Source organism: Stenotrophomonas sp. GW821-FHT01H02A (genome assembly GCF_059422145.1).
The window spans coordinates 99,175-120,284 of record NZ_JBWKWI010000001.1 but is presented as its reverse complement, the minus strand read 5'-3'; the positions used below and the strand labels follow the sequence as shown (position 1 = coordinate 120,284).

General features: G+C 67.6%; 19 protein-coding genes. 9 read left to right on the top strand and 10 right to left on the bottom strand.

Going from position 1 to position 21,110, the window contains the following annotated elements:
* Window positions 1-73 precede the first annotated feature (73 nt).
* The 5 genes from msrB to AC07WC_RS00545 all read left to right on the top strand — a co-directional run bounded on the left by msrB (window position 74) and on the right by AC07WC_RS00545 (window position 3,349).
* Complete coding sequence (gene msrB, locus AC07WC_RS00565; RefSeq protein ID WP_495208332.1) at window positions 74-541, top strand: peptide-methionine (R)-S-oxide reductase MsrB; 468 nt, start codon at window positions 74-76, stop codon at window positions 539-541.
* 91 nt (window positions 542-632) lie between these two features.
* Window positions 633-1,487 (top strand): flagellar motor stator protein MotA, encoded by an 855-nt coding sequence (gene motA, locus AC07WC_RS00560; protein ID WP_088432758.1) that lies wholly within the window; start codon window positions 633-635, stop codon window positions 1,485-1,487.
* 9 nt (window positions 1,488-1,496) lie between these two features.
* Window positions 1,497-2,444, top strand: coding sequence for a flagellar motor protein MotB (gene motB / locus AC07WC_RS00555; RefSeq protein WP_495208331.1), 948 nt, complete (start codon window positions 1,497-1,499; stop codon window positions 2,442-2,444).
* A gap of 96 nt (window positions 2,445-2,540) precedes the next feature.
* Window positions 2,541-3,059: a hypothetical protein gene (locus tag AC07WC_RS00550; protein WP_495208330.1), complete on the top strand. Its 519-nt coding sequence runs from the start codon at window positions 2,541-2,543 to the stop codon at window positions 3,057-3,059.
* A gap of 14 nt (window positions 3,060-3,073) precedes the next feature.
* The gene (locus AC07WC_RS00545; RefSeq protein WP_495208329.1) at window positions 3,074-3,349 is read left to right on the top strand and encodes a DUF4031 domain-containing protein; all 276 of its coding nucleotides are present in this window, start codon (window positions 3,074-3,076) and stop codon (window positions 3,347-3,349) included.
* Window positions 3,350-3,391: 42 nt separating this feature from the next.
* On the opposite strand, the gene AC07WC_RS00540 is transcribed toward AC07WC_RS00545, so the two are convergent.
* Complete coding sequence (locus AC07WC_RS00540; RefSeq protein WP_495208328.1) at window positions 3,392-3,934, bottom strand: DUF6630 family protein; 543 nt, start codon at window positions 3,932-3,934, stop codon at window positions 3,392-3,394.
* Between the two features lie 136 nt (window positions 3,935-4,070).
* On the opposite strand from AC07WC_RS00540, the gene AC07WC_RS00535 reads away from it, so the two are divergent.
* Entirely contained in the window at window positions 4,071-4,322 is a 252-nt protein-coding gene (locus AC07WC_RS00535) for a DUF3297 family protein (RefSeq protein WP_495208327.1), read from the top strand.
* Between the two features lie 74 nt (window positions 4,323-4,396).
* Here AC07WC_RS00535 and AC07WC_RS00530 read toward each other — a convergent pair whose 3' ends face one another.
* Together AC07WC_RS00530 and AC07WC_RS00525 are read right to left on the bottom strand one after the other, a co-directional pair.
* Window positions 4,397-6,040, bottom strand: coding sequence for a Na+/H+ antiporter (locus AC07WC_RS00530; protein ID WP_495208326.1), 1,644 nt, complete (start codon window positions 6,038-6,040; stop codon window positions 4,397-4,399).
* Between the two features lie 131 nt (window positions 6,041-6,171).
* Entirely contained in the window at window positions 6,172-6,981 is an 810-nt protein-coding gene (locus tag AC07WC_RS00525) for a dioxygenase family protein (protein WP_495208325.1), read from the bottom strand.
* 111 nt (window positions 6,982-7,092) lie between these two features.
* On the opposite strand from AC07WC_RS00525, the gene AC07WC_RS00520 reads away from it, so the two are divergent.
* Complete coding sequence (locus AC07WC_RS00520; protein ID WP_495208324.1) at window positions 7,093-7,974, top strand: LysR family transcriptional regulator; 882 nt, start codon at window positions 7,093-7,095, stop codon at window positions 7,972-7,974.
* A gap of 35 nt (window positions 7,975-8,009) precedes the next feature.
* On the opposite strand, the gene AC07WC_RS00515 is transcribed toward AC07WC_RS00520, so the two are convergent.
* A complete protein-coding gene (locus tag AC07WC_RS00515) occupies window positions 8,010-10,958 on the bottom strand; it encodes a bifunctional diguanylate cyclase/phosphodiesterase (RefSeq protein ID WP_495208323.1) in 2,949 nt (982 codons plus the stop codon).
* A 305-nt stretch (window positions 10,959-11,263) separates the two neighbouring features.
* Here AC07WC_RS00515 and AC07WC_RS00510 point away from each other — a divergent pair, with 305 nt between their 5' ends.
* The gene (locus tag AC07WC_RS00510) at window positions 11,264-13,384 is read left to right on the top strand and encodes a M13 family metallopeptidase (protein ID WP_495208322.1); all 2,121 of its coding nucleotides are present in this window, start codon (window positions 11,264-11,266) and stop codon (window positions 13,382-13,384) included.
* A 185-nt stretch (window positions 13,385-13,569) separates the two neighbouring features.
* Here AC07WC_RS00510 and AC07WC_RS00505 read toward each other — a convergent pair whose 3' ends face one another.
* Window positions 13,570-14,493, bottom strand: a complete 924-nt coding sequence (locus AC07WC_RS00505) for an oxygenase MpaB family protein (protein WP_495208321.1) — start codon at window positions 14,491-14,493, stop codon at window positions 13,570-13,572.
* A gap of 316 nt (window positions 14,494-14,809) precedes the next feature.
* Between AC07WC_RS00505 and AC07WC_RS00500 the strand changes: the two genes are divergently transcribed.
* The gene (locus AC07WC_RS00500) at window positions 14,810-15,424 is read left to right on the top strand and encodes a hypothetical protein (protein WP_026070179.1); all 615 of its coding nucleotides are present in this window, start codon (window positions 14,810-14,812) and stop codon (window positions 15,422-15,424) included.
* A gap of 39 nt (window positions 15,425-15,463) precedes the next feature.
* On the opposite strand, the gene AC07WC_RS00495 is transcribed toward AC07WC_RS00500, so the two are convergent.
* The 5 genes from AC07WC_RS00495 to AC07WC_RS00475 all read right to left on the bottom strand — a co-directional run bounded on the left by AC07WC_RS00495 (window position 15,464) and on the right by AC07WC_RS00475 (window position 21,055).
* On the bottom strand, window positions 15,464-15,802 hold the full coding sequence (locus tag AC07WC_RS00495; protein WP_495208320.1) for a hypothetical protein: 339 nt from the start codon (window positions 15,800-15,802) through the stop codon (window positions 15,464-15,466).
* A 29-nt stretch (window positions 15,803-15,831) separates the two neighbouring features.
* Window positions 15,832-16,605 (bottom strand): LytR/AlgR family response regulator transcription factor, encoded by a 774-nt coding sequence (locus AC07WC_RS00490; protein WP_495208319.1) that lies wholly within the window; start codon window positions 16,603-16,605, stop codon window positions 15,832-15,834.
* Window positions 16,595-17,854, bottom strand: coding sequence for a sensor histidine kinase (locus AC07WC_RS00485; protein WP_495208318.1), 1,260 nt, complete (start codon window positions 17,852-17,854; stop codon window positions 16,595-16,597). The genes AC07WC_RS00490 and AC07WC_RS00485 overlap by 11 nt, the downstream gene beginning before the upstream one ends.
* A 228-nt stretch (window positions 17,855-18,082) precedes the next feature.
* A complete protein-coding gene (locus tag AC07WC_RS00480; RefSeq protein WP_495208317.1) occupies window positions 18,083-19,732 on the bottom strand; it encodes a M28 family metallopeptidase in 1,650 nt (549 codons plus the stop codon).
* A gap of 69 nt (window positions 19,733-19,801) precedes the next feature.
* Entirely contained in the window at window positions 19,802-21,055 is a 1,254-nt protein-coding gene (locus AC07WC_RS00475; RefSeq protein WP_495208316.1) for an RNA polymerase sigma factor, read from the bottom strand.
* Window positions 21,056-21,110 lie beyond the last annotated feature (55 nt).

The following is a 21,110-nucleotide window of genomic DNA, read 5'->3' as shown; positions in this document are numbered from 1 at the left end:
CACGATGAATGCCGCCCGGTTGGAACCCCGGGCCCGCGACCCAATGTAAAGCGCATCCCCACGAGGACTGCCCATGACCGCTTTCGACCTCTCCCCTCCCAGCGACGCCCAACGCCAGGCCTTGATCCGTGGCCTGAGTGCCGACGAGCAGCGCGTGCTGCTGCACCATGGCACCGAGGCGCCGTTCTGCGGGGTCTTCCTGGACAACAAGCAGGACGGCGTCTACGGCTGCCGGCTGTGCGGCCTGCCGCTGTTCCGCTCCAGCACCAAGTTCGACTCCGGTACCGGCTGGCCGAGCTTCTTCGCGCCCTTCGACCCGGCCCATGTGCGGGAGATCCGCGATGCCAGCCATGGCATGGTCCGCACCGAAATCGTCTGCGCGCGATGTGACAGCCATCTCGGCCATGTTTTCCCGGATGGCCCGCCACCGACCCATGAACGCCACTGCCTGAACTCGGTCTCGCTGTCGTTCACGCCCAACGGGCAGGCCTATCCGGACCCGTTGCAGCGCGCTGGGGCGGAAGCCGAGCCGGCTGCCTGAATCCGAAAAAGTGTGACATCGAGCGAACGCCGCCCTTCAGAAAGGGGGTGAAGGGGCCGACATGGAGGTATCCCCTTCCCGCGTCGGCCCCATGCTCATCATCGTTGGACTTCTCGTCGTCATCCTCAGCGTGCTCGGCGGTTATGTAGGCGCGCACGGCAAACTCGGCGCGCTGTGGCAGCCCTATGAACTGGTGATCATCGGCGGCGCGGCGCTGGGCGCGTTCCTGGTCGGCACCCCGGTCAAAACCGTGAAGCAGACCCTGCAGGCCACCGTGGGCGTGTTCAAGGGCCCGCGCTACAAGCAGCAGGACTACATCGACGTCCTCAGCCTACTCTACGAACTGCTCAACAAGGCGCGCCGGGAAGGCTTCATGGCGCTGGAAGACCACGTCGAGCGCCCGGCCGAGAGCAGCATCTTCGCCAACTACCCGAAGGTGCAGGCCGACCATCACCTGGTCGACTTCATCACCGACTGCCTGCGCCTGATGATCGGCAGCAACATCGAGCCGCACGAACTGGAGCCGCTGCTGGAACTGGAGCTGGAAAAGCACCATGGCGAAGCGATGCAGCCGGCCGCGGTGCTCAACAAGGTCGCCGACGGCCTGCCCGGCTTCGGCATCGTCGCCGCGGTGCTGGGCATCGTGATCACCATGGGCTCGATCGGCGGGGAAATCACCGAGGTCGGTGCACACGTCGCCGGCGCGCTGGTCGGTACCTTCCTGGGCATCCTGCTGGCCTATGGCTTCGTCGGCCCGCTGGCCTCGGCCGTGGAAGCCCGCGCCGAACAGGATGCGCGCATCTACGAATCGGTGAAGACCGCGCTGCTGGCCTGCCTGCGCGGCTACAACCCGAAGATCGCGCTGGAATTCGCCCGCAAGACCCTGCCGTCCAACGTGCGCCCGGGCTTCAGCGAGTTCGAACAGCACCTCAAGACGGTCAAGTAAGGCAGCGCCATGGCCGAGAACAAACCCACCGTCATCGTCCGCCGGGTCAGGAAGGCCGGCCACGCCGCGCACCATGGCGGCGCCTGGAAGGTGGCTTACGCCGACTTCGTGACCGCGATGATGGCCTTCTTCCTGGTGCTGTGGCTGATGGCCGCCACCAGCAAGCCCGAGCGCGCGGCGATCTCCGAATACTTCCGCAACCCCAGTCCGCTGGCCGGCAGCAGTTCCACCCCGGCCCCGGGCATGGCCGGCCCGGGCGGCGCCAGTACGTCGATGATCAAGCTGGGCGGCGCCACCGACATCTCGCGCGGCAACAGCAATGATCCCTTCCAGAACCAGCAGGCCTCCAGGCCGGTGCCGCAGGAAGACGAGCGCGAGCGCGAAAAGCGCCAGCTCGAAGCGCTCAAGCAGGAGCTGGAAGAAGCGATCAGCAAGAGCCAGGCGCTGGAGCCGTTCAAGGACCAGCTGCTGCTCGATCTCACTCCGGAAGGCCTGCGCATCCAGATCGTGGACAAGCAGAACCGGCCGATGTTCGACATGGGCAGCGCCTCGCTGAAACCGTACACGCGCGAGATCCTGCGCGAGCTCTCGCAGTTCATCAACCACGTTCCGAACCGGATCAGCATTACCGGCCACACCGACATCACCGCCTACAACGCAGCCCGCGGCTACAGCAACTGGGAGCTCAGCGCCGACCGCGCCAACGCCGCCCGGCGGGCGCTGCTCGATGGCGGGATGACCGAGGACAAGGTGACCCGGGTGGTCGGCCTGTCCTCCTCGGTGCTGTTCGACCGGACCCAGCCGGACAATCCGATCAACCGCCGGATCAGCATCGTGGTGATGACCAGGGCGGCCGAAGCGGCGGCGTTGGCCGGTGCCGGGCAGGAAGTGGCACTGTCACCGGCCGCTGCCGATCCCGACGTGCAGGCCGCCAGCGCGCCACCGGCGTTGCCCTGAGGCGCGGCCGCGCGCGGCGGGCGGTTCATGGAAGGCGTGGAGCCGGCCGGCGGCCGGCACTACAATGGGTCTTTCCATTGTAGATAGACCGCACCCATGTCCAAGCAGTCCAAGGCCAAGCGCGACAAGCGCAAGAAGCAGCAGCCCAAGCGCCCGATCAACCGCCTCAACGCCCAGCAGCCGGTGCAGAACCATGCCGTGCTGACCAACGAAGAAGGTCAGGTTGTCGCCGCGATCGGCCTGCAGGGCACCGAATGGCTGCTGGCCATCGGCGGCCAGACCATGGGCAACGCCGACAACCCGGTGCCGATGCTGGCGATGCTCAAGCACCTCTCCAACGTCCAGGAAAAGGAAGGCCGCAAGGTCAACCTGGAGTACTCGACCCAGCTGCAGCAGCTGATCGACGATCTGGCCGCTGACGAAGGCAAGACCGCCGACGAGTACTTGGCCCAGCTGGTGTCCGAGTTCGAAGGTGTGGAAGGCGAAGCAAGCGAAGACGCCGACACCGCTGCCGATGCCGGCGACGACGCCGCGGTAGCAGATGAGGCCGGCACCGATGCCGCCGACGCCGCCGACGCCACCCCGGCCGCCAGCGACGACAAGCCGCAGGCCTGAGCCACGGCGATCCGGTGACGGTCTATATCGACGATGCGGTACATCCCTGGCGCGGCGAGCGCTGGGCGCATCTGATGGCCGACACCCTGCCCGAGCTGCACGCCATGGCGGCGCAGCTCGGGATTCCGCGGCGGGCCTTCCAGAACCGCCGCAGCGGCGCCCACTACGACGTGCCCGCCCCATTGCGCCTGCAGGCGATCGCGCTCGGCGCACAGCCCATCTCACGGCATACGGACCGCGCGCTGGTCAAAGCGGTCATCGCCAACGCCCGCAGCCAATACCAGGCGTAGCTGCCGACCGTGGGTCGGCACACGCAGGCTGCGATCACGCCGTCAGAACGGATCGCTGCCCGGCCGTACTTCCACGCCCAGCAGCGAGCACAGCGCCAACATCGCGTCGTCATCGCGGTTGAGCGCCATCCACCCGACCAGGGTGTCATTGCCGGTATCCACGCTCCACAGCGCGTAGTTATGCTCGCGCAGGCGGTCGTGGGCGGTGGCCATCAGCATCGGCACATCCACCTCGGCGGCGAAATCCTCATCGTCCAGGTCGCCGCCCCAGTCGATCTGCAGGTTCCAGCGCGCAGACAGCTCGTTGACCGCCGACATCAGCGCGTCGGCATCGCCACGCTCCACCTCGAACCCGGACTGCCAGGCGATCGCGGCCATCATCGGCGGCAGCCAGTCGGCGTCCTCATCGATGCCCTCGCCGCTTTCCAGCAGCGCCTCGCGCCAGCGGTTGAACTGCTGCAGGGCCAGTTCTTCGTCGCCCGGGTTGATCAGCACGAACAGATTCCAGATCCGCGCCTCGAAATCGTCCTCGTCGAAATCGCGCTCTTCTTCTTCGAAGTCGAAATAATCGCTGTTGTCGGGCATGGCCGGTAATCCTGGAGACAGGGGCGCATTCTGCCGTGCAAGGGCGTTGGCAGGAAGCGAAATTCGGCGCGGGGCCCGCTGCGGTTTATCCTGTGCGGCAGAAGGCGGCCTTGGTGGTCGTCAGCATCCTGTGACCATGAGCGATACCCCTCCCGATCACCTGGCGATCAACCCGGCCAGCCCCTTCCACGATGCCGCTGCGCTGGAGCGCGGCGTGGGCATCCGCTTCAACGATGTCGAACGCGACAATGTTGAAGAGTATTCGATCAGCGAAGGCTGGATCCGCGTGCAGGCCGGCAAGGCCCGCGACCGCCGCGGCAACCCGATGACGATCAAGATCAAGGGCACCGTGGTGGCCTACTTCCTGGATCAGAAGCCGGACGCCTGATCCCTCGGTTGCCGGGAGTAGAGCCGCCCCCTGGGTGGCTCTACCCGTGGCAAGGCACCCACGCGGGTGCGGCTTCAATCCCGTTGCCGCGTTTCCAGCAGGTCCAGATTGCGGATCAGCCTGCGCGAGATCTCGTCGGAGATCTTGCCCCGCCGGGTCAGGCGGAACAGTTCTTCACGCTCGGCGGTCAGCCCGGCGGTACGCAGCTGGCGATAACCCTGCTCCATCCGCTTGACCTTCTCCGGGTCCGCGTCCGGCCCGGCCTCCTTCTCCAGGTTGCGCTGGTACAGCAGGCTCACCCGCGAGGCGGCATCGTTGTAGAGCTGCACGTTCTCGGTGGTCTGGTTCTGCACCAGCTGCTGGCGCGTACGCTCCACCCCGGCCAGCGCGGCCTTGGCCGCCAGCTTGCGGGCCAGGTCCTCTTCCTTGCGCTCGCCCGAATCGGCCGGCAGTTCCAGGCCCTTGAGCAGCCGCGGCAGCGCGATGCTGGCCCCGACCAGCGAAATCAGGATCACCGCCGCGGCCAGGAAGATCACCAGATCGCGTGCCGGGAACGCACTGCCGTCCGGCAGGAACAGCGGCAGGGTCAGCACGCCGGCCAGGGTGATCGCACCGCGCACGCCGGCCACCGAGGTCGCCACCACGATCCGCCAGGAGGTGCCCTGCCGGGCCTCGCCCCGATGCCGCGCGCGCAGCAGGCTCCAGCGCAGCGACAGCCACACCCAGGCCAGGCGCAGCAGCACCAGCGCCAGGTTGATCACCACCACGTAGACCAGCAGCCACCACGCACTGTGGTGCCCGCTCTCGCTGACGGTCTTGATCGCGCGCTCCACGATGCCCGGCAACTGCTCGCCGAGCAGCACGAACATGATGCCGTTGAAGCTGAACTGCAGCATGTTCCAGACCGCGGTGCGCTGCACGCGCATGCTGCCGGAGACGCGGCCGGTCAGCTCCACGTAGCTCATCGTGACGCCCGCGGCGACCGCCGAGAGAATGCCCGACGCATTGAGTTCTTCGGCCAACAGATAAGCCGCGAACGGGATCAGCAGGTTGACCAGCAGCGCCGCGCCCGGCTCCTCGCCGAAGCGCCGCCACAGCCAGCGCTGGAAGGTGGACACGCCCAGCGTCACCGCCACGCCGATCGCCAGACCGGCCACGGCCACCCACAGAAAGGTCAGCGAGGCAGTCGCCAGCGAGAACGTACCGGTCATCACCGCCGCCACCGCGAAGCGGAAGCAGACCAGGCCGGAGGCATCGTTCAACAGCGACTCGCCTTCCAGGATGTGCATCAGCCGCTTGGGGATCGGCGCGCGCGAGGCGATCGAGCTGACCGCCACCGGATCCGTCGGCGAGATGATCGCCGCCAGCGCGAAGGCCACCGCCAGCGGCATCACCGGGATCATCCAGTGGATCAGGAAGCCGGCACCGATCACGGTGAACACCACCAGCCCGAAGGCCAGCTCCAGGATCACGCCTTTATCGCGGAACAGGCCCTGCTTGGGGATGCGCCAGCCATCCAGGAACAGCAGCGGCGGCAGGAACAGCAGGAAGAACATCTCCGGCTCCAGCGCGTGGCCGCGGTTGAACACCCCGGCAATCACCGCGCCCAGCCCGATCTGCACCAGCGGCAAGGGCAGCGACAACGGCAGGACGCGGACCAGGTAGCCGCTGGCGACCACCGCCACCAGCATCGCCAGAACGACTTCAATGGTATGCATGCATTTTCCAGTAAGCAGCGCGGGGGAGGCTGCGGACAGCCGGCGCCGGAAACAGGAAAAAACGTACCACACGTGCGCCGCCCCGCGAATGCGCAGGGCGCGGCAGGCTCAGTTCGCGGACAGCAGTGCCCTCATGCAGCGTGCTGCTGCGCATCCGCGCCGTCGAAGCGATAGATGTCCATCGCCAGGAAACCGGCATCGATCCCGGCATCGATGCGCTGCGCGCCGAGCGCATCGCCACCGGCCGCACCCATCGCGACGTGCAGCGGCTGCAGGTGCTCGTCGCTGGGGTGCGCCTGCACGGCGTGCGGGGCCTGACGGCGATAGTCCAGCAGAGCAGCACTGTCATCGGCCTGCAGGCGCTGCTCCACCCACTCGATGAACGGCCGCACATACGGCGCTTCCTTGCCGTCCTGGTAGCTGCGCCAGTCATGCAGGTTGTGGGTGATGCTGCCCGAGCCGATCAGCAGCACGCCCTGCTCACGCAGCGGTGCCAGCGCGCGGCCCAGCGCGAATTGATGGGCCGGACCCAGCAGCGGCTGGATCGCCAGCGGGACGACCGGGATGTCCGCCTGCGGATACAGGAACCGCAGCGGCACCCACGCGCCGTGATCGAGACCGCGCTGCGCATCGATCGCGGTCGGCAGACCGGCGGCGCCCAGCCGCTGCGCGATCTCCCGGGCCAGCTCGGGCTCGCCCGGCGCCGGGTACTGCAGATCGAACAGCGCCTTCGGGAAGCCACCGAAATCGTGGATGGTGGGTGGCTGGGCGTGGCCGCCCACCGCCGGCTGATGCGTCAGCCAGTGCGCCGAGGCCATCACGATCGCGCGCGGACGCGGCAGCCGCGCCGCCAGTGCGGCCAGGCGCTCGCCCACCAGACCGGGATTGAGTGCGGTCATCGGCGAGCCATGGGAGATATAAAGGGACGGCAGGCGGGACATCACGGACTCCAATGGCAGGACCCAACGGGTCGATCTGCAGATCAGACTATTGCGGACAGATCAACCGATAAATACGATGCTTCGACGCTGTTTATTTCGAAAAGAGAAACAATGGACACTCTCGATGCCATGCGTGTTTTTGTCGCCGTGGTCGAACGCAACGGCTTCAGTGCCGCCGCGCAGGCCCTGGATCTGTCCACGGCGGGGGTGACCCGGCAGATCGCCGCGCTGGAAAAGCGCCTGTCGACCCGCCTGCTCAACCGCACGACCCGCCGCGTCAGCCCGACCAGCACAGGCGCAGCCTATTACGCCGAGTGCGTGCGGCTGCTGGCCGAGTTCGATGCGCTGGAGGCCGGCATCAGCGCACAGGCGCTGGAGCCCTCGGGGCGGCTGCGGATCAATGCGCCGGTCAGCTACGGCATCGCCCGCCTGGGTCCGCTGCTGGCCGGGTACCGCGCACGCTACCCGCAGGTGGAGCTGGACCTGTCGCTCTCCGACCGTCTGGTGGACATGGTCGAAGAAGGCTATGACGTCGCGATCCGCATCACCCGCCAGCCTGGCCCGGCCCTGATCGCGCGCAAGCTGGCCGACGCGCAGATCAGCCTGTGCGCGGCAGCGGCGTACCTGGATACGCATGGCCGCCCGCAGCAGCCCGAGGACCTGTCCGCGCACGAGTGCCTGCACTACAGCTACTGGGCCGGTGGCGATGCATGGCAGTTGCACGGTCCGCGCGGGGAGGTCTCGGTGCCCGTGCACGGCGGTGTGCGCGCCAACAACGGCGATGTGCTGCGCGAGGCCGCGATCGCCGGGATGGGCATCATCGTGCAGCCGGACTTCCTGGTCGCCGATGCGCTCGCCGACGGGCGGCTCGAGCGCGTCCTGCCCGAGTGGACGGTGCCGGGCATCGGCATCCATGCGGTGTACACCAGCCGCAGCCACCTGGCACCGAAGGTGCGCAGTTTCATCGATTACCTGGTGGAAGCCCTGGCCTGATGCCGCGCGGCGATGGGCACGGGCAGCGACCGCCGCTACGCCTCCACCGATTCCCACTGCCCGATGAGGCTGGCCAGCGGCATCGGCCGACCGAGCAGATACCCCTGCACCTGGTCGCAGCCGTGGGCGGCCAGCCACTGCAGCTGGCCCGGGGTTTCCACGCCCTCGGCGATGATGGTCAGCCCCATGCTGTGGCCCAGTGACAGCAGCGCGCGGCAGATCGAGGCGTTGCGTGGATTGGTTTCCACGTCCGCCACGAAGCTGCGGTCGATCTTCAGGATGTCCAGCGGCAGGTGCTGCAGATAGGACATGTTCGAATAACCGGTGCCGAAATCATCCAGCGAGATGCAGATGCCCTGCTCGTGCAGGCGCTGCATGGTCTGCTTGGCCTGGCCCGGCTTGCGCATCAGGCTGCTTTCGGTCAGCTCGACCTGCAGCGCACCACGGGCCAGCCCGAACTCCTGGCTGGCGCGGGTGAACTCGGCGACCAGGTCGCTGTTGAAGAACTGCACGGCCGAGACATTGACCGCGATCGGCAGGTTCCAGCCGGCGTCGACCAGTTGCCGCTGCGCCTGCGCCGCGGCACGGATCACCCAGCGGCCCAGCGCCAGGATCAGGCCAGTGTCTTCGCACAGCTGGATGAACTCGCCCGGCGGAATGAAGCTGCCGTCGGCCTGCGGCCAGCGCAGCAATGCTTCCAGCGCGGCCGGACTGCCATCGCTGGCGTGGCAGATCGGCTGGTAGTACAGCTCGAACTCGGTATCGATCGCACTGTGGATGCGGCCCGCCAGGCGCAGCCGCTCGGCCAGGCGGGAACTGACGGTGGCGTCGTACCAGGCGATGACATTGCCTTCGTCGCGCGCCGCATGGGCGGCCTGCGCGGCCATGCCGATCACCTGTTCGGCGGTGCTGGCATCGGCGTCGAACTTCACCGCGACCCCGATGCGCGGCTCGAACTGATGCAGCCAGTCCTGCCCACGCACCGGCTCGGACACGGTCTGCACCAGGGTGTCGAGCGCGGTCTGGCGCTGATGGTCGTCGCGGATCGCGAAGATGAAATCCTCCGCCGGCTGGAAGGCCAGCAGCCCGTAACGCACGCCGAGCCCGCCCAGGCGCTTGGCCATCGCCTGCAGCACCACGTCCCCGACCTCGCGACCCAGCGTATCCGAGACCAGCTGCAGACCGCGGAACTGCACGTAGGCGATCGTGTAGGCACCGCCCTCTTCGTCCAGCTGCGCAGCCAGCGCGCGGGTATTGAGCAGACCGGTCGCCGGGTTGTGGGTGGCGTGGTACGCCAGATCGCGCTCGTAGGCCAGCCGCTCGCTGACGTCCTCGGCCAGCACCAGGCAGGCCTGGCGACCATCGAAATCCAGCCGTGCCAGATGTGCACGGACCTCGAACACGCTGCCGTCCTTGCGCTGGTGCAGACGCACCTGCGCGTCCTGCACCTCGCCGATGCGCGCCTGTGCGATGACCCCGCGGATCTCCTCCCAGCCTTCGCGCGGACGGATGTCCAGGATGCTCATCGCCAGGAACTCATCGCGGCTGTAGCCGTACTGGCGGACCGCCGCTTCGTTGACCTCCAGGAAGCGCAGGGTGTCCGGATCGAACACCCAGAATGGTGCCGGGTTGCGATCGAACAACAGCCGGAACTGGCGCTCGGCCTGCTGCACCCGGGCCAGTGCATCGACCCGCTCGCTGACGTCGGTCAATGCCCCGATCATGCGCCGCTCGCGATCCACCACCGCCACGCGCTGACCGCGCGCGGAGACCCAGCGGATCGCGCCCCCCGGCAACACCAGGCGGAACATTTCATCGAGCACGCCGCTGCCGGCGAAGGCCGCGTCGAAGGCCTGCTGCATGCGCGCGGTGTCGTCATGGTGGACGCGCGCGAAAAACTCGGCGACCGGCAGGCTCTCGATGTCGATGCCGAAGATCTCGCGGGCCAGCGGTGACCAGCGCAGCAGGCAGGCATCCTCGTCCACGTACCAGGTGCAGACCTTGCCGACCTGGTGGGCCATGCGCAGCTCGGCATGGCCGGTACGCAGTTCTTCGCTCAGGCTGTCCTGGTCACGGGTGGCGCGGCGCAGGCTGACATACACCGCAGCGAACAGCGCCCAGTACAGCAGGTAGACCCCGATCGAGGCCTGCACATACGGCCACCACGCAGCCAGCACATCGCGCCGGCCCAGCCCGGCGTAGACCGCCAGCGGGTACTGGGCGAGCGTGCTCAGGCTGGAGATCCGCTCGATGCCATCGACCGCGCTGGTCTCGGTGCCCAGCGGGGTCAGTGCGTCGCGGCGCAGCAGTTCACGCTTGGCCAGCCCGAAACGGCGCCCGGCCACTGCACCGGGATCCGGGCTGCGTGCCAGCACGTAGCCTCGCTGGTCGGTGATCGAGATCACCCCGGCATCGCCGGTGTCCATGCCGCCGATCACCGACTGCAGCTCAGCGGTGCGCAGCCGCGCCAGCAGCCAGCGGTCCCCGCCCATGGGCAGTGCCAGCGGCAGGGTCCAGTGCGCGGCATCCAGCGCCTGCGGCGGTCCGAGGAACACCTCGCTGCCCTGGCCGCGGTTGTCATCCACCGCCCATAGCGGCAGCTGCAGGTCACCGCTGCCACTGGTCAGGGCACGCCCGTACTGGTCGACCACCACGATGCTGTGCAATTCGGCATGCCGCTGCAGGGCGCCGGTGATGCTGGCGTCGAGCAGGTCCGGGGCCTGCGTCGGCACCCGCTGGAACAGCAGCGCCCCATCCCGGGAGATGCCCTGCATCACCCGCTCCAGATTGCGCAGCTCCAGCCGCAGCAGACGCTGGGCACCGGTCGCCAGCGCCGAACTCTGGCGCTGCGCGGCTTCCTGCCGGCGCTGGCAGTCATTGAGCAGCATCGCCACCAGGCCTGCGGCCAGCAGCACGCCCAGGGAGACCCCGAGCCATACGAACGTCCGCAGGGGCCGCGCCAAGGCACGGTTCAACGCGGGCATCGCAACCCTTTTCCCGAACGACAGGCTGACTTCATCTGTAAACGCTTCCTGGTTTCCCCAAACCTGAGCGGCCGCTGCCCGGGATTCTTGACGCCTTGATCGTCACACGGGCGCCAACCGGCGCGCGCGGAATCCGTGGCGGCCCAGCATGCACCAGCGCGCGCGGCTCGGGAAGCACCGGGGCGGGGGTTCACATCGGTGAATCCGGGAGACGGGCACACCCGGTACCCGATGCCGCCGAAGCCGGCATAACCGCGCGCCCGGGACAGGATTAGACTTGGATGTTTCCGTCGCTGAGAAGCTCAATGTCCAAGCTGCGCCGCCCCACCCTGATGCTCGCCATTGCCGCCAGCCTGTCGCTGAGCCTGGCCGCCTGCAACCGCGAGTCCCCTGCGCCGGCCGCGGCCGCACCCGAGACGGCCCCGGCCGAACCGGCCGCGCCCAAGCCGCAGCTGGGCAGCTTCGGTTTCGACGCCGCCGGCATGGACCGCAGCATCGCCGCCGGCGATGACTTCTTCGGTTTCGCCAACGGTACCTGGGTCAAGAACACCGAGATCCCGGCCGACCGCTCCAGCTACGGCAGCTTCAACGTCATCTCCGAAAAGACCCTGGCCGACACCCGCGCCATCCTTGAAGGCGCCGCGGCCGACACCAAGGCCGAGGGCGAGGCCAAGCTGATCGGCGATTACTACGCCGCCTTCATGGACGAGACCGGCATCGAATCGCGCGGCGCCGCCCCGGTCAAGCCGGAACTGGACGCCATCGCCGGGATCAGCGACAAGGCCGCGCTGGCCACCGCGCTCGGCGGTACGCTGCGCGCCGACGTGGACCTGCTCAACGCCACCAACTTCTACACCGACCGCCTGTTCGGCGTGTGGGTCTCGGTCGACCTGCTGCAGCCGGACCGCACCGCGCCGTACCTGGTGCAGGGCGGCCTGGGCCTGCCGGACCGCGACTTCTACCTGCAAGGCGGCCGCATGGCCGAAATCCGCAAGCAGTACCAGGCCTACATCGCCCAGGTGCTGCAGCTGGCCGGCGTCGCCGACCCGGCGGCCAAGGCGCAGCGCATCGTCGCGCTGGAGACCAAGATCGCCCAGGCCCACGCCACCCAGGAAGAGACCAACGACGTCGCCAAGGGCGCCAACGCCTGGAAGCAGGCCGACCTGAGCGCCAAGGCGCCGGGCATGGACTGGAGCGCCTTCCTGGCCTCGGCCGGCCTGGACGCCCAGCAGGACTTCATCGTATGGCAGCCCAAGGCCGTGGCCGGCATTTCGCGTCTGGTCGCCACCGAGCCGCTGGAGGTCTGGAAGGACTACCTGGCCTTCCATGCCCTGGATCGAGCCGCGCCGTACCTGCCCAAGTCGTTCGCCGATGCGCGCTTCGCCTTCCACGGCACCACGCTCAACGGCACCCCGCAGCAGAGCGAGCGCTGGAAGCGCGCGGTGGATGACAGCAACCACGCGGTCGGCGAGGCGATCGGCAAACTGTATGTCGAACGTCATTTCGATCCCGCCACCAAGGCGCGTGCGGACGAGATGGCCAAGAACATCATCGCCGCGTTCGCCAAGCGCATCGACGCACTGGAGTGGATGTCGCCGCAGACCAAGGCGCGCGCCAAAGCCAAGGTCAATGGCCTGACCGTGGGCATGGGTTACCCGGACAAGTGGCGCGACTACAGCGGCCTGGAGATCAAGCGCGATGACGCGCTGGGCAATGCCGAGCGTGCGGAGCTGTTCGAGTACCGCCGCAACATCGCCAAGCTGGGCAAGCCGGTCGACCACAGCGAGTGGGCGATGCTGCCGCAGACCATCAATGCGATGAACGTGCCACTGGAAAACCGCCTGGTGTTCCCGGCCGCGATCCTGCAGCCGCCGTTCTTCGATGGCGCGGCCGACGATGCGGTCAACTACGGTGCGATCGGTGCGGTGATCGGCCATGAGATCAGCCATGGGTTCGACAACGCGGGTGCGTTGTTCGATGAGACGGGCAAGCTGCAGAACTGGTGGACGGCGGAAGATCTGAAGAAGTTCAACGCGGCCGGCGATGCACTGGCGGCGCAGTTCAGCAGTTACAGTCCGTTCCCGGGGGTGTCGGTGAATGGTCGTTTGACGCTGGGCGAGAACATCGCGGACGTGGCGGGTCTGTCGACGGCGTACGATGCGTACCAGTTGTCGCTGCAGGGCAAGCCGGGGCAGACGCTGGAGGGCTTCACGCCGGATAAGCGGTTCTTCCTGGGCTTTGCGCAGGCATGGCGGAGCAAGGCGCGTGAGCAGGCGTTGCGTAATTCGCTGTTGACGAATGTGCATGCGCCGGGGCAGTTCCGTGCGTTGACGGTGCGCAATCTGGATGCGTGGTATCCGGCCTTTGAGGTGAAGGAAGGCCAGAAGCTGTATCTGGCGCCGGAGAAGCGGGTCAAGGTGTGGTGAGTTGGTGCGTCGCACTTTGCTGAGATGAGAGAACGGGCGCTTCGGCGCCCGTTTTTCTTTGCTTTCTGAGAGGTCCAGGGCCGTAGAGCCGTAGCGGAGCGAGCCGAGCAAGACAGAGCAGAGCAACGGCTTTGGTTTGCGGTTGCGCTGGCTTGGGCGGACACGGCCGCTCGCGATTCACCGCTTCAAGGCCAATCAGCAAGCACCCCAGCCGACACGCCCATCCGCGTGCATGCCCGCGTCGCCAGGCCATCCTGCAGCGCACGCCGGAACAACGGCGCCATGCCTTTCAGCATCACCGCGGCCGCCCGCGACTGCGCACGTTGCATCGGCGTGCGCTCGATCATCGCCGTCGCCCAGTCAGGCAGCAACGCAGCGCCAGCGCCGAGGAACAACTCGCGCGAGAGACCCGCCATCGGCACCGGCACCGGCAGGCGGATGCCCGACAACACCGCCAGCACCTCGCGCGAGCGTGCATCGAACATCAGATGCGATTGCTGCTGCACGAAGTACGCGTCCACCTCCGCTTCCGAGGCCGGTACATCGATGGCACCGAGGGCTTCGGCCACGCGTTTGTACTCGCGGTAATACCGGTCGGCGACTGCGGTGGGCACGTCGCGGCAATAGCGTCGGCAGCCCTGCAGGAAGCCGTAGGCTTCGGTGACGTGCACCCAGGTCAGCAACGCGGGATCGTCGGCGGAATACGCGCGGCCGTCGGCGGTGTGCCCGCGTACCTGTGCATGGATGCGGGTCACCTTGGCGATCAGGGCCTCGACTTCCGCAGTCGGTGCGTACGTAGTGCCGGCGACGAACGCGGTGGTGCGGCGCAGGCGGCCGACCAGGTCATCGCGGAAGTTGGAGTGGTCGTAGACACCGGCCAGGGCCAGGGGGTGCAGGGTCTGCAGCATCAGGGCGCACAGGCCGCCGGCAAGCATGCCGGGGAACTCGGAATGCACGCGCCAGGTGATGCTGTCCGGGCCGAACCAGCCGGGGTCGCCCAGCGGATGGTCGTAATCGATCCCGCTCTGGCCGCGGGGGAAGGCGCCCAGCACCCAGCGGCGGATCGGGGCGGTGGCGGGTCGGGCAAGCGAACGCAGCAGGGAGGACATCAACAGTACCGGGGGCGGAGCGGACCGCGGTTTGCGCGGATGCGTCAATTCTGCGTGATCTCCGGCGGGCTGGCGAGGCAGCGGGTGGGCCGGCCTGGGGATTGTGCGAATGCAGCATAGGCATGCCAGCCTGCAGCCTATTTAGCCCACGAAAGGCGTGCCGCAGTGCGCAATTCCGCTGCAGGTTTGCCCATTCAGGCAGGAATGACGCCGGATCTTTGCGTCTTGCCCATTGCCAAGCGCCGTGAAAGTGCTAGAACTGGATGCGCCACAACGTCGTCCAATGCGCTGCCGCACGTTCCAGAAGGAGCTCGTCATGATCGCTTTGTTCAAAGGTTTGGGTTTGCTGTTGCAGGACAACGAGCTGTACAGCAGCCCGTTCGAAAAACAGGTCGCGCATTGGCGTAACAAGAGTGAACAGCAGATCCGCGAAGAAGTCGCGGTGCTCGCCAAAGCCAAGGGCCAATGGCTGATGGCCTCGATCGTGGGCTGGCAGGCGTCTTCGCTGCTCATCCTCGGCCTGATCAGCAACTACCTGTGGAAGGATGACTTCCATATCACCTTCACCCGCGTAGTGATCGTGTTCGGCTCCTGGGTCTCGATCCTGTTCGTGATCTGGTTCATGGCCAACATGTTCGATCACACCGCCGGCTTCGAGCGCTGGATGAAGGCGTTCAACAGCCGCGCCCGGATCACCTCCGATGCCGATACCGTGGAGTGCGTGGCCGAGGCGCTGGACATGGCCCAGCACTATCCGGAAGTCCTGGATTACAAGCAGGCCGTGAGCGCCAAGCGCGAACTGCGCCACGAGGACATCCGCATCATGCGCGAGATCGGCCGGATGAAGCAGCACACCGAACTGGTCGGCCAGCTCAACCACGTCGGCGAGCAGCCCAACGGCACCAACCTGCATCTGCAGCCGGCGTTCTGACCCTACTGAAAAGCGGGGGGAGCCACGATGCCACCGTGATCACTCACGGTGGCATTGTTCTTTCTGGACGACGCTGACGCAGTGCTGGAAGCCGGCCGGCAGCCCGGCCATCTGTTCGGTCTTGCCCACCGCCAACCGGTGCAGCGGCGGATACGTGCAGGCCGTGTCCTTGCCGCAGCGCGCGTCCTGCACCAGATGGTGGCAGTGGCCACTGCTGCTGGCGATGCACGCGAAGCTGGCCACGCCGTTGTCGACGGTGGTCTTGCTGTACAGCGTATCCACGCCGTTGGCGCGGATGCGGGTGACGGAGGTATTGCTCGATTGCTGGCAAGCGGCCAGCACCAGCACGCAGAGACTGGCGAGAACGGCGATACGCATGGCAGGCTCCAGACGAAAGAAGGGGCGCATTACATCCCGCGGAACAGGCTCATGAACGGCTGGCTGACATTGAGCACTTCGGTGCGGTGCTTCAAGCGCAGCTGACCGCGGCCGGTGTCATCGCGGGTGACCGCGGCAACCGCTTTCATGTTGACGATGGTGGAGCGGTGGATCTGGCGGAACCGCTGCGGATCGAGCGCATCGAGCAGTTCGCGCAGTGAGGTGCGCAGCAGGCTTTCGCCCTGCTCGGTGACCACGGTGGTGTATTTGCTGTCGGCGCGGAAGTAGATCACGTCTTCGAGCATGATCAGCTGCGTGTCGCGGCCGTTGCTGGCGGTGATCCAGGCCAGCGGTGGTGTGCGCGAGGCGGCGGCCGGCTGCTGGCCCAGGCGCTGCAGCAGTTGTTCGAGCATGCCGCTGTCCGGCCGACCCAGCTGCATCCGCGCCAGGATGCGCTCGCGCGTGGCCAGCAGGCGCTCATCGCTGACCGGCTTGAGCAGGTAGTCGATCGCACCTTGTTCGAAGGCGTCGATGGCGTACTGGTCGTAGGCGGTGACGAACACCACCTGGGTGCGCGGACTGATCTCCGGCAGCGCGCGGGCCACCTCGATACCGGTGATGCCGGGCATGCGGATGTCGAGCAGGGCCAGGTCCGGTTTCAGCTCGGCCAGGCGCTCCAGCGCGCTGGCACCATCCTCGCATTCGGCCACCAGCTGCAGCTCCGGCCACAACCGCTGCAGCTGGGCGACCAGCGACTGGCGCAGCAGGTCTTCGTCTTCGGCAATGAGCGCATCAAGCAGCATGGATCGCCTCGCGTGCGTCGCGCGGCAGGGTGATCGTCGCCGCCACGCCGCTGGGGAAGTTGGACACGATCGCCACGCCGGCGCGTTCACCGCAGGTCAGGCGCAGGCGCTCGCGCAGGTTCTTCAGGCCGATCCCGGTGCCGCTGCTGCCCTGGCCGAAGCCCAGGCCGTCGTCGGCCACGGTGAGGGTGACATGGTCCTCGAACGCGCGCGCGATGATCCACACCGTCCCGCCGCCGGGCTTGGGTTCCAGGCCGTGCTTGATCGCGTTCTCGACCAGGGTCTGCAGTGCCATCGACGGCAGCGGCAGGCTGAGCAGCGCCGGCGGCACATCCACCTGCAGCGCCAGGCGGGCGCCCATGCGGATCTTGAGGATTTCCAGGTAGGCCTGGGTGCGCTCCAGCTCCACGCCCAGGGTGGACATCGACTCCTCCACGCTGGGCAGCGAACTGCGCAGGTACTGGATCAGGTGCCCGAGCATCTGGTCGGCACGCGGTGGATCGGTGCGGGTCAGCACCTGCGCGTTGGCCAGCGTGTTGTAGAGGAAATGCGGCTCGACCTGGGCGTGCAGCAGGTTGAGCTTGGCGACCGACAGTTCCTTCTCGGTCGCGGTCTGCTCGGCGGCGGCCTGCTCGTCGCGGCGCTGTTCGGCCACCCGGCGGGTGATCGCGCGGCTGACCGCTTCGGCGTTCTCGTGGTTGCTGCCTTCGTCCACCGCCAGCAGGTCGGCCCAGACCCCGGCATCGGGTTCGAACAGCAGGGTCACGCTGCTGGTGCCCTGCCCCGGCGTGACCGTGGCGAGTACGCTGTTGCGCTTGATCGCCAGCCGCGCAGGCAGGTTCCAACGCGACGGCGGGCGGCCGTTGTAAGGGTCCACGCGGCGCACATAGGCACGTACCTGCAGGCTGCCGGGCGCGCTTTCGATGTCCTCCACCCGGGGCAGCTCGGCGATGGCCGCCTCGACCAGGGCGAACGCCGGGCCAGCATCCATCGGCAGCTCGATCTGGCGGCGCTGGCGGCTGGACAGGGTAGTGGCATCCAACCGCCCGGCGACCAGCCAGACCCGACGGATATGGGTGATGCAGCTGCCCACCGCGGTCACCATCACGAACAGGGCCAGCAACCCGAAGACCCAGCCGGGGCCATCGTTCATGCCGCTGAAGATGCCACTCCAGACGAACCCCGCCACGATGATGGCGGCGGCCCAGGCCAACAGGATGCGGAGGATCAGAGCGAGGCTGGCGAACACGGCGGCGTCATCACGTAAGGAGTGAGGCGAGCATAGCCCTGCCGCGAGCGGGAACAAGCGGCATGCGACGAAGGCGGGGTTTGGCGGGATGAAGCCGCTCTGTGGCCAGTGGTTGTGCCGACCGCTGGCCGGCTGCGTTGTCTGCCGGCCGTGCAGCAGGGGACGCCGGCCAGCGGCCGGCTCCCACATTTCCGCTCAGTCAAGCGAGTTGCCGGCCAGCGGCCGGTACTACTTCCGCTCCGCGGCGCTGGCATCACGCGGGGCGCGGAACTGGGAGTCTTCGCTCCAGTTCGGCCAGGCGCGCGAGTTGGCCAGCTGGTTGCCCAGCGTGTACAGCACTTCCAGGTCGCGCGAGGCACCGGCAAAGGTCCAGTCCGGCTGCCACTCGTCGCCCTGCTGGTGGTAACGCTTGGCGGTGTAGTCGTCCGACGCCGCCTTGCCGGCCGCGACACCGCCGTCCACCCAGTCCTGGCCCGCCGAGTACGACACCGCCGGCACGCCGCGCTTGGCGAACGGGAAGTGATCGGAGCGGAAGAACAGGCCGGCTTCCGGCTTCGGGTCCGGCGTGTAGCGGATGTCCCAGCCCTTGGCGACGTCCTTGAGCTGGTCCAGCAGTTCCAGCTTGGCCGAGCCATAGATGCCGAAGTCACGCGACGGGCTGAAGGGCGCCATGCCGTCCATGTTGATCAGCGCCACGGTCTTGCCCAGCGGGTACAGCGGGTGGGTGGCGTAGTACTCCGAACCCAGCAGGCCTTTTTCCTCGGCGGTCACGGCCAGGAACAGCACCGATCGCTCCGGACGCTTGCCCTTGGCGAAGCCACGGGCCAGCTCGATCAGCGAAGCGGTGCCGCTGGCGTTGTCCAGCGCGCCGTTGAAGATGGTGTCACCGGTCGCGTCCGGCTTGCCCACGCCGATGTGGTCCCAGTGCGCGCTGTAGATCACCGTCTCGTCGGGATGCTTGCTGCCCTCCAGGCGCGCGGCCACGTTGTGCGAGGTGATCACCTCGGTCTTGACCGCGTACTTGGCCGAGAAGGTCTCGCCCTTCAGCTCCACCGGCTTGAAGTCGCGGGTCTGCGCCTGCTTCTTGAGCGCTTCGAAATCCAGGCCGGAGCGCTTGAACAGTTCCACCGCCAGATCGCGCTGGATCCAGCCTTCCAGCAGCGGATGCGCCTCGGCCGGGTTGTCGCGGACCACATCGAACATGGTGTTGGTATTGGAGCCGGCCACGGTGGCCCAGCCGTACGAGGCCGGCGCGGTCTCGTGCACGATCAGCACGCCGAGGGCACCCTGGCGCGCGCCTTCCTCGTACTTGTAGGTCCAGCGACCGTAGTAGGTCATGCCCTTGCCGTCGAAGTCGCCCTGGCCGGTTTCAAAATCCGGGTCGTTGATCAGCACCACGGCGATCTTGCCCTTCAGGTCCACGCCCTTGAAGTCGTCCCAGTTGCGCTCGGCGGCTTTGACCCCGTAGCCGAGGAAGACCAGCGGCGCATTCTTGATGTCCACGTCGCTGGCACCGTTCATCGCGGCGCGCACGGCGATTTCCTTGCCCTGGCTCAGGGTCTGCGGCGTGCCCTTGCTGCTCAGCGACAGGCTCGGGGTGCCGACGATATCGCCCTTGAGCAGGGGCACGGCCTGGGTCCACAGGCGCTTGCCATCCTTGAGGTCGCCGCCCGGCTGCAGGCCGGCCGCCGCGAACTGCTTGCTCAGGAAGGCGATGGTCTTCTCTTCACCGGCGGTGGCCGGCGAGCGACCCTCGTAGGCATCCGACGCCAGTTCCTTGACGTCCGCGGAGATCCGCGCGCCATCGAATTTGGGGGTGGCGGCCATCAAGGCCGACGACACCGACAACGCCAACAGGCTGATTACCACACGCTTCACGCTGCACCTCATGACTGACCGACAATCGCCCGAGTGTAGGCCAGAGCCGCCGCGCGGTGCAGTGCCGGTCTACACAGCCGCGGCGCGGGCCAGCAGCATCGCCTTCTCACGTGCGTTGGCGGTCAGCGCGGCCGCGCGCTCGAATGCCGCGCGCGCTTCCGCGTGGCGACCCAGCTGGGCCAGCAGGTCACCCTGCACCGCGGCCAGCGGCGCGTAGTCGCGCAGCCGCGCATCGTCACCAAGTGCGTCGACCAACGGCCATGCGGCCGCCGCGCCCTGCGCCCGCGACAGGGCGACCGCATGGTTCAACGCAATCACCGGCGAGGGCTGCCGCTGCGCCAGGCGTGCGTACAGCGCGGTCATCCGCGCCCAGTCGGTGTCTTCGGCGCGGCGAGCGCGTGCGTGGCACTCGGCGATGGCGGCCTGCAGCGCATAGGGATCGTCACCGCCGCCCAGCGCCACCGCCTGCTGCAGGGCGGCCTGGCCACGCGCGATCTGCAGCCAGTCCCAGCGCGTGCGGTCCTGGTCAGGCAACAGGATCGGCGTACCGGTTTCATCCGTGCGTGCGGCGGTCCGTGATGCCTGCAACTCCATCAGCGCGAGCAGCCCGTGCACCTGCGGCCAGCCCGGCAGGCGGCTGGCCAGTACGCGGCCGAGCCGCAGCGCTTCATCGCACAAGGCCGGGCGCATCCAGTCATCACCGGCACTGGCCGCATAGCCTTCGTTGAAGATCAGGTAGACCACCTCCAGTACCGAGGCCAAGCGGTCCGGCAATGCTGGCTGGCGCGGCACTTCGAACGGGACCTGCTTCTGTGCCAACGTGCGTTTGGCGCGCACGATGCGCTGGGCGATGGTCGGCTCCGGCGCGAGGAAGGCACGTGCGATCTCATCGGTGGTGAGTCCGCCGAGCAGGCGCAGGGTCAGCGCCACCCTCGCGTCGGCGGCCAGGACTGGATGACAGGCGACGAACATGAGCCGCAGCAGGTCATCGCCGATGTCGTCTTCCAGCGCGTCGCTGTCGTCCGGCGCCGGCAATGGCAGCGGCTCCAGCTCACTGCCGTACTGCGCGTGCTGTCCGGCGACGCGCTGGTGCTGGCGCAGCACATCGATGGCGCGGTTGCGCGCAGTGGTCATCAGCCACGCTCCGGGGTTGTCCGGCACGCCCTGGCCGGGCCAGCGCTCCAGCGCGGCCAGCCAGGTGTCCTGGACCAGCTCTTCGGCACGGCCGACATCGCCGCCGAGCAGGCGGGTCAGGCGGGCGGTCAACACTGGCGACTCCATGCGCCAGATCGTCTCCAGTCGTTGCGTCAGTGCCGTATCCATGCGGCCGATCAGAGCACCGGTGCGGCCGGCGCACAAGCCGCACCGCGGCGTGCCA

Coding starts and splice junctions, on each gene's coding strand:
- msrB (WP_495208332.1), top strand. CDS start 74: ATGACCGCTTTCGACCTCTCCCCTCCCAGCGACGCCCAACGCCAGGCC.
- motA (WP_088432758.1), top strand. CDS start 633: ATGCTCATCATCGTTGGACTTCTCGTCGTCATCCTCAGCGTGCTCGGC.
- motB (WP_495208331.1), top strand. CDS start 1,497: ATGGCCGAGAACAAACCCACCGTCATCGTCCGCCGGGTCAGGAAGGCC.
- AC07WC_RS00550 (WP_495208330.1), top strand. CDS start 2,541: ATGTCCAAGCAGTCCAAGGCCAAGCGCGACAAGCGCAAGAAGCAGCAG.
- AC07WC_RS00540 (WP_495208328.1), bottom strand. CDS start 3,934: ATGCCCGACAACAGCGATTATTTCGACTTCGAAGAAGAAGAGCGCGAT.
- AC07WC_RS00535 (WP_495208327.1), top strand. CDS start 4,071: ATGAGCGATACCCCTCCCGATCACCTGGCGATCAACCCGGCCAGCCCC.
- AC07WC_RS00530 (WP_495208326.1), bottom strand. CDS start 6,040: ATGCATACCATTGAAGTCGTTCTGGCGATGCTGGTGGCGGTGGTCGCC.
- AC07WC_RS00525 (WP_495208325.1), bottom strand. CDS start 6,981: ATGTCCCGCCTGCCGTCCCTTTATATCTCCCATGGCTCGCCGATGACC.
- AC07WC_RS00520 (WP_495208324.1), top strand. CDS start 7,093: ATGGACACTCTCGATGCCATGCGTGTTTTTGTCGCCGTGGTCGAACGC.
- AC07WC_RS00515 (WP_495208323.1), bottom strand. CDS start 10,958: ATGCCCGCGTTGAACCGTGCCTTGGCGCGGCCCCTGCGGACGTTCGTA.
- AC07WC_RS00510 (WP_495208322.1), top strand. CDS start 11,264: ATGTCCAAGCTGCGCCGCCCCACCCTGATGCTCGCCATTGCCGCCAGC.
- AC07WC_RS00505 (WP_495208321.1), bottom strand. CDS start 14,493: ATGTCCTCCCTGCTGCGTTCGCTTGCCCGACCCGCCACCGCCCCGATC.
- AC07WC_RS00500 (WP_026070179.1), top strand. CDS start 14,810: ATGATCGCTTTGTTCAAAGGTTTGGGTTTGCTGTTGCAGGACAACGAG.
- AC07WC_RS00495 (WP_495208320.1), bottom strand. CDS start 15,802: ATGCGTATCGCCGTTCTCGCCAGTCTCTGCGTGCTGGTGCTGGCCGCT.
- AC07WC_RS00490 (WP_495208319.1), bottom strand. CDS start 16,605: ATGCTGCTTGATGCGCTCATTGCCGAAGACGAAGACCTGCTGCGCCAG.
- AC07WC_RS00475 (WP_495208316.1), bottom strand. CDS start 21,055: ATGGATACGGCACTGACGCAACGACTGGAGACGATCTGGCGCATGGAG.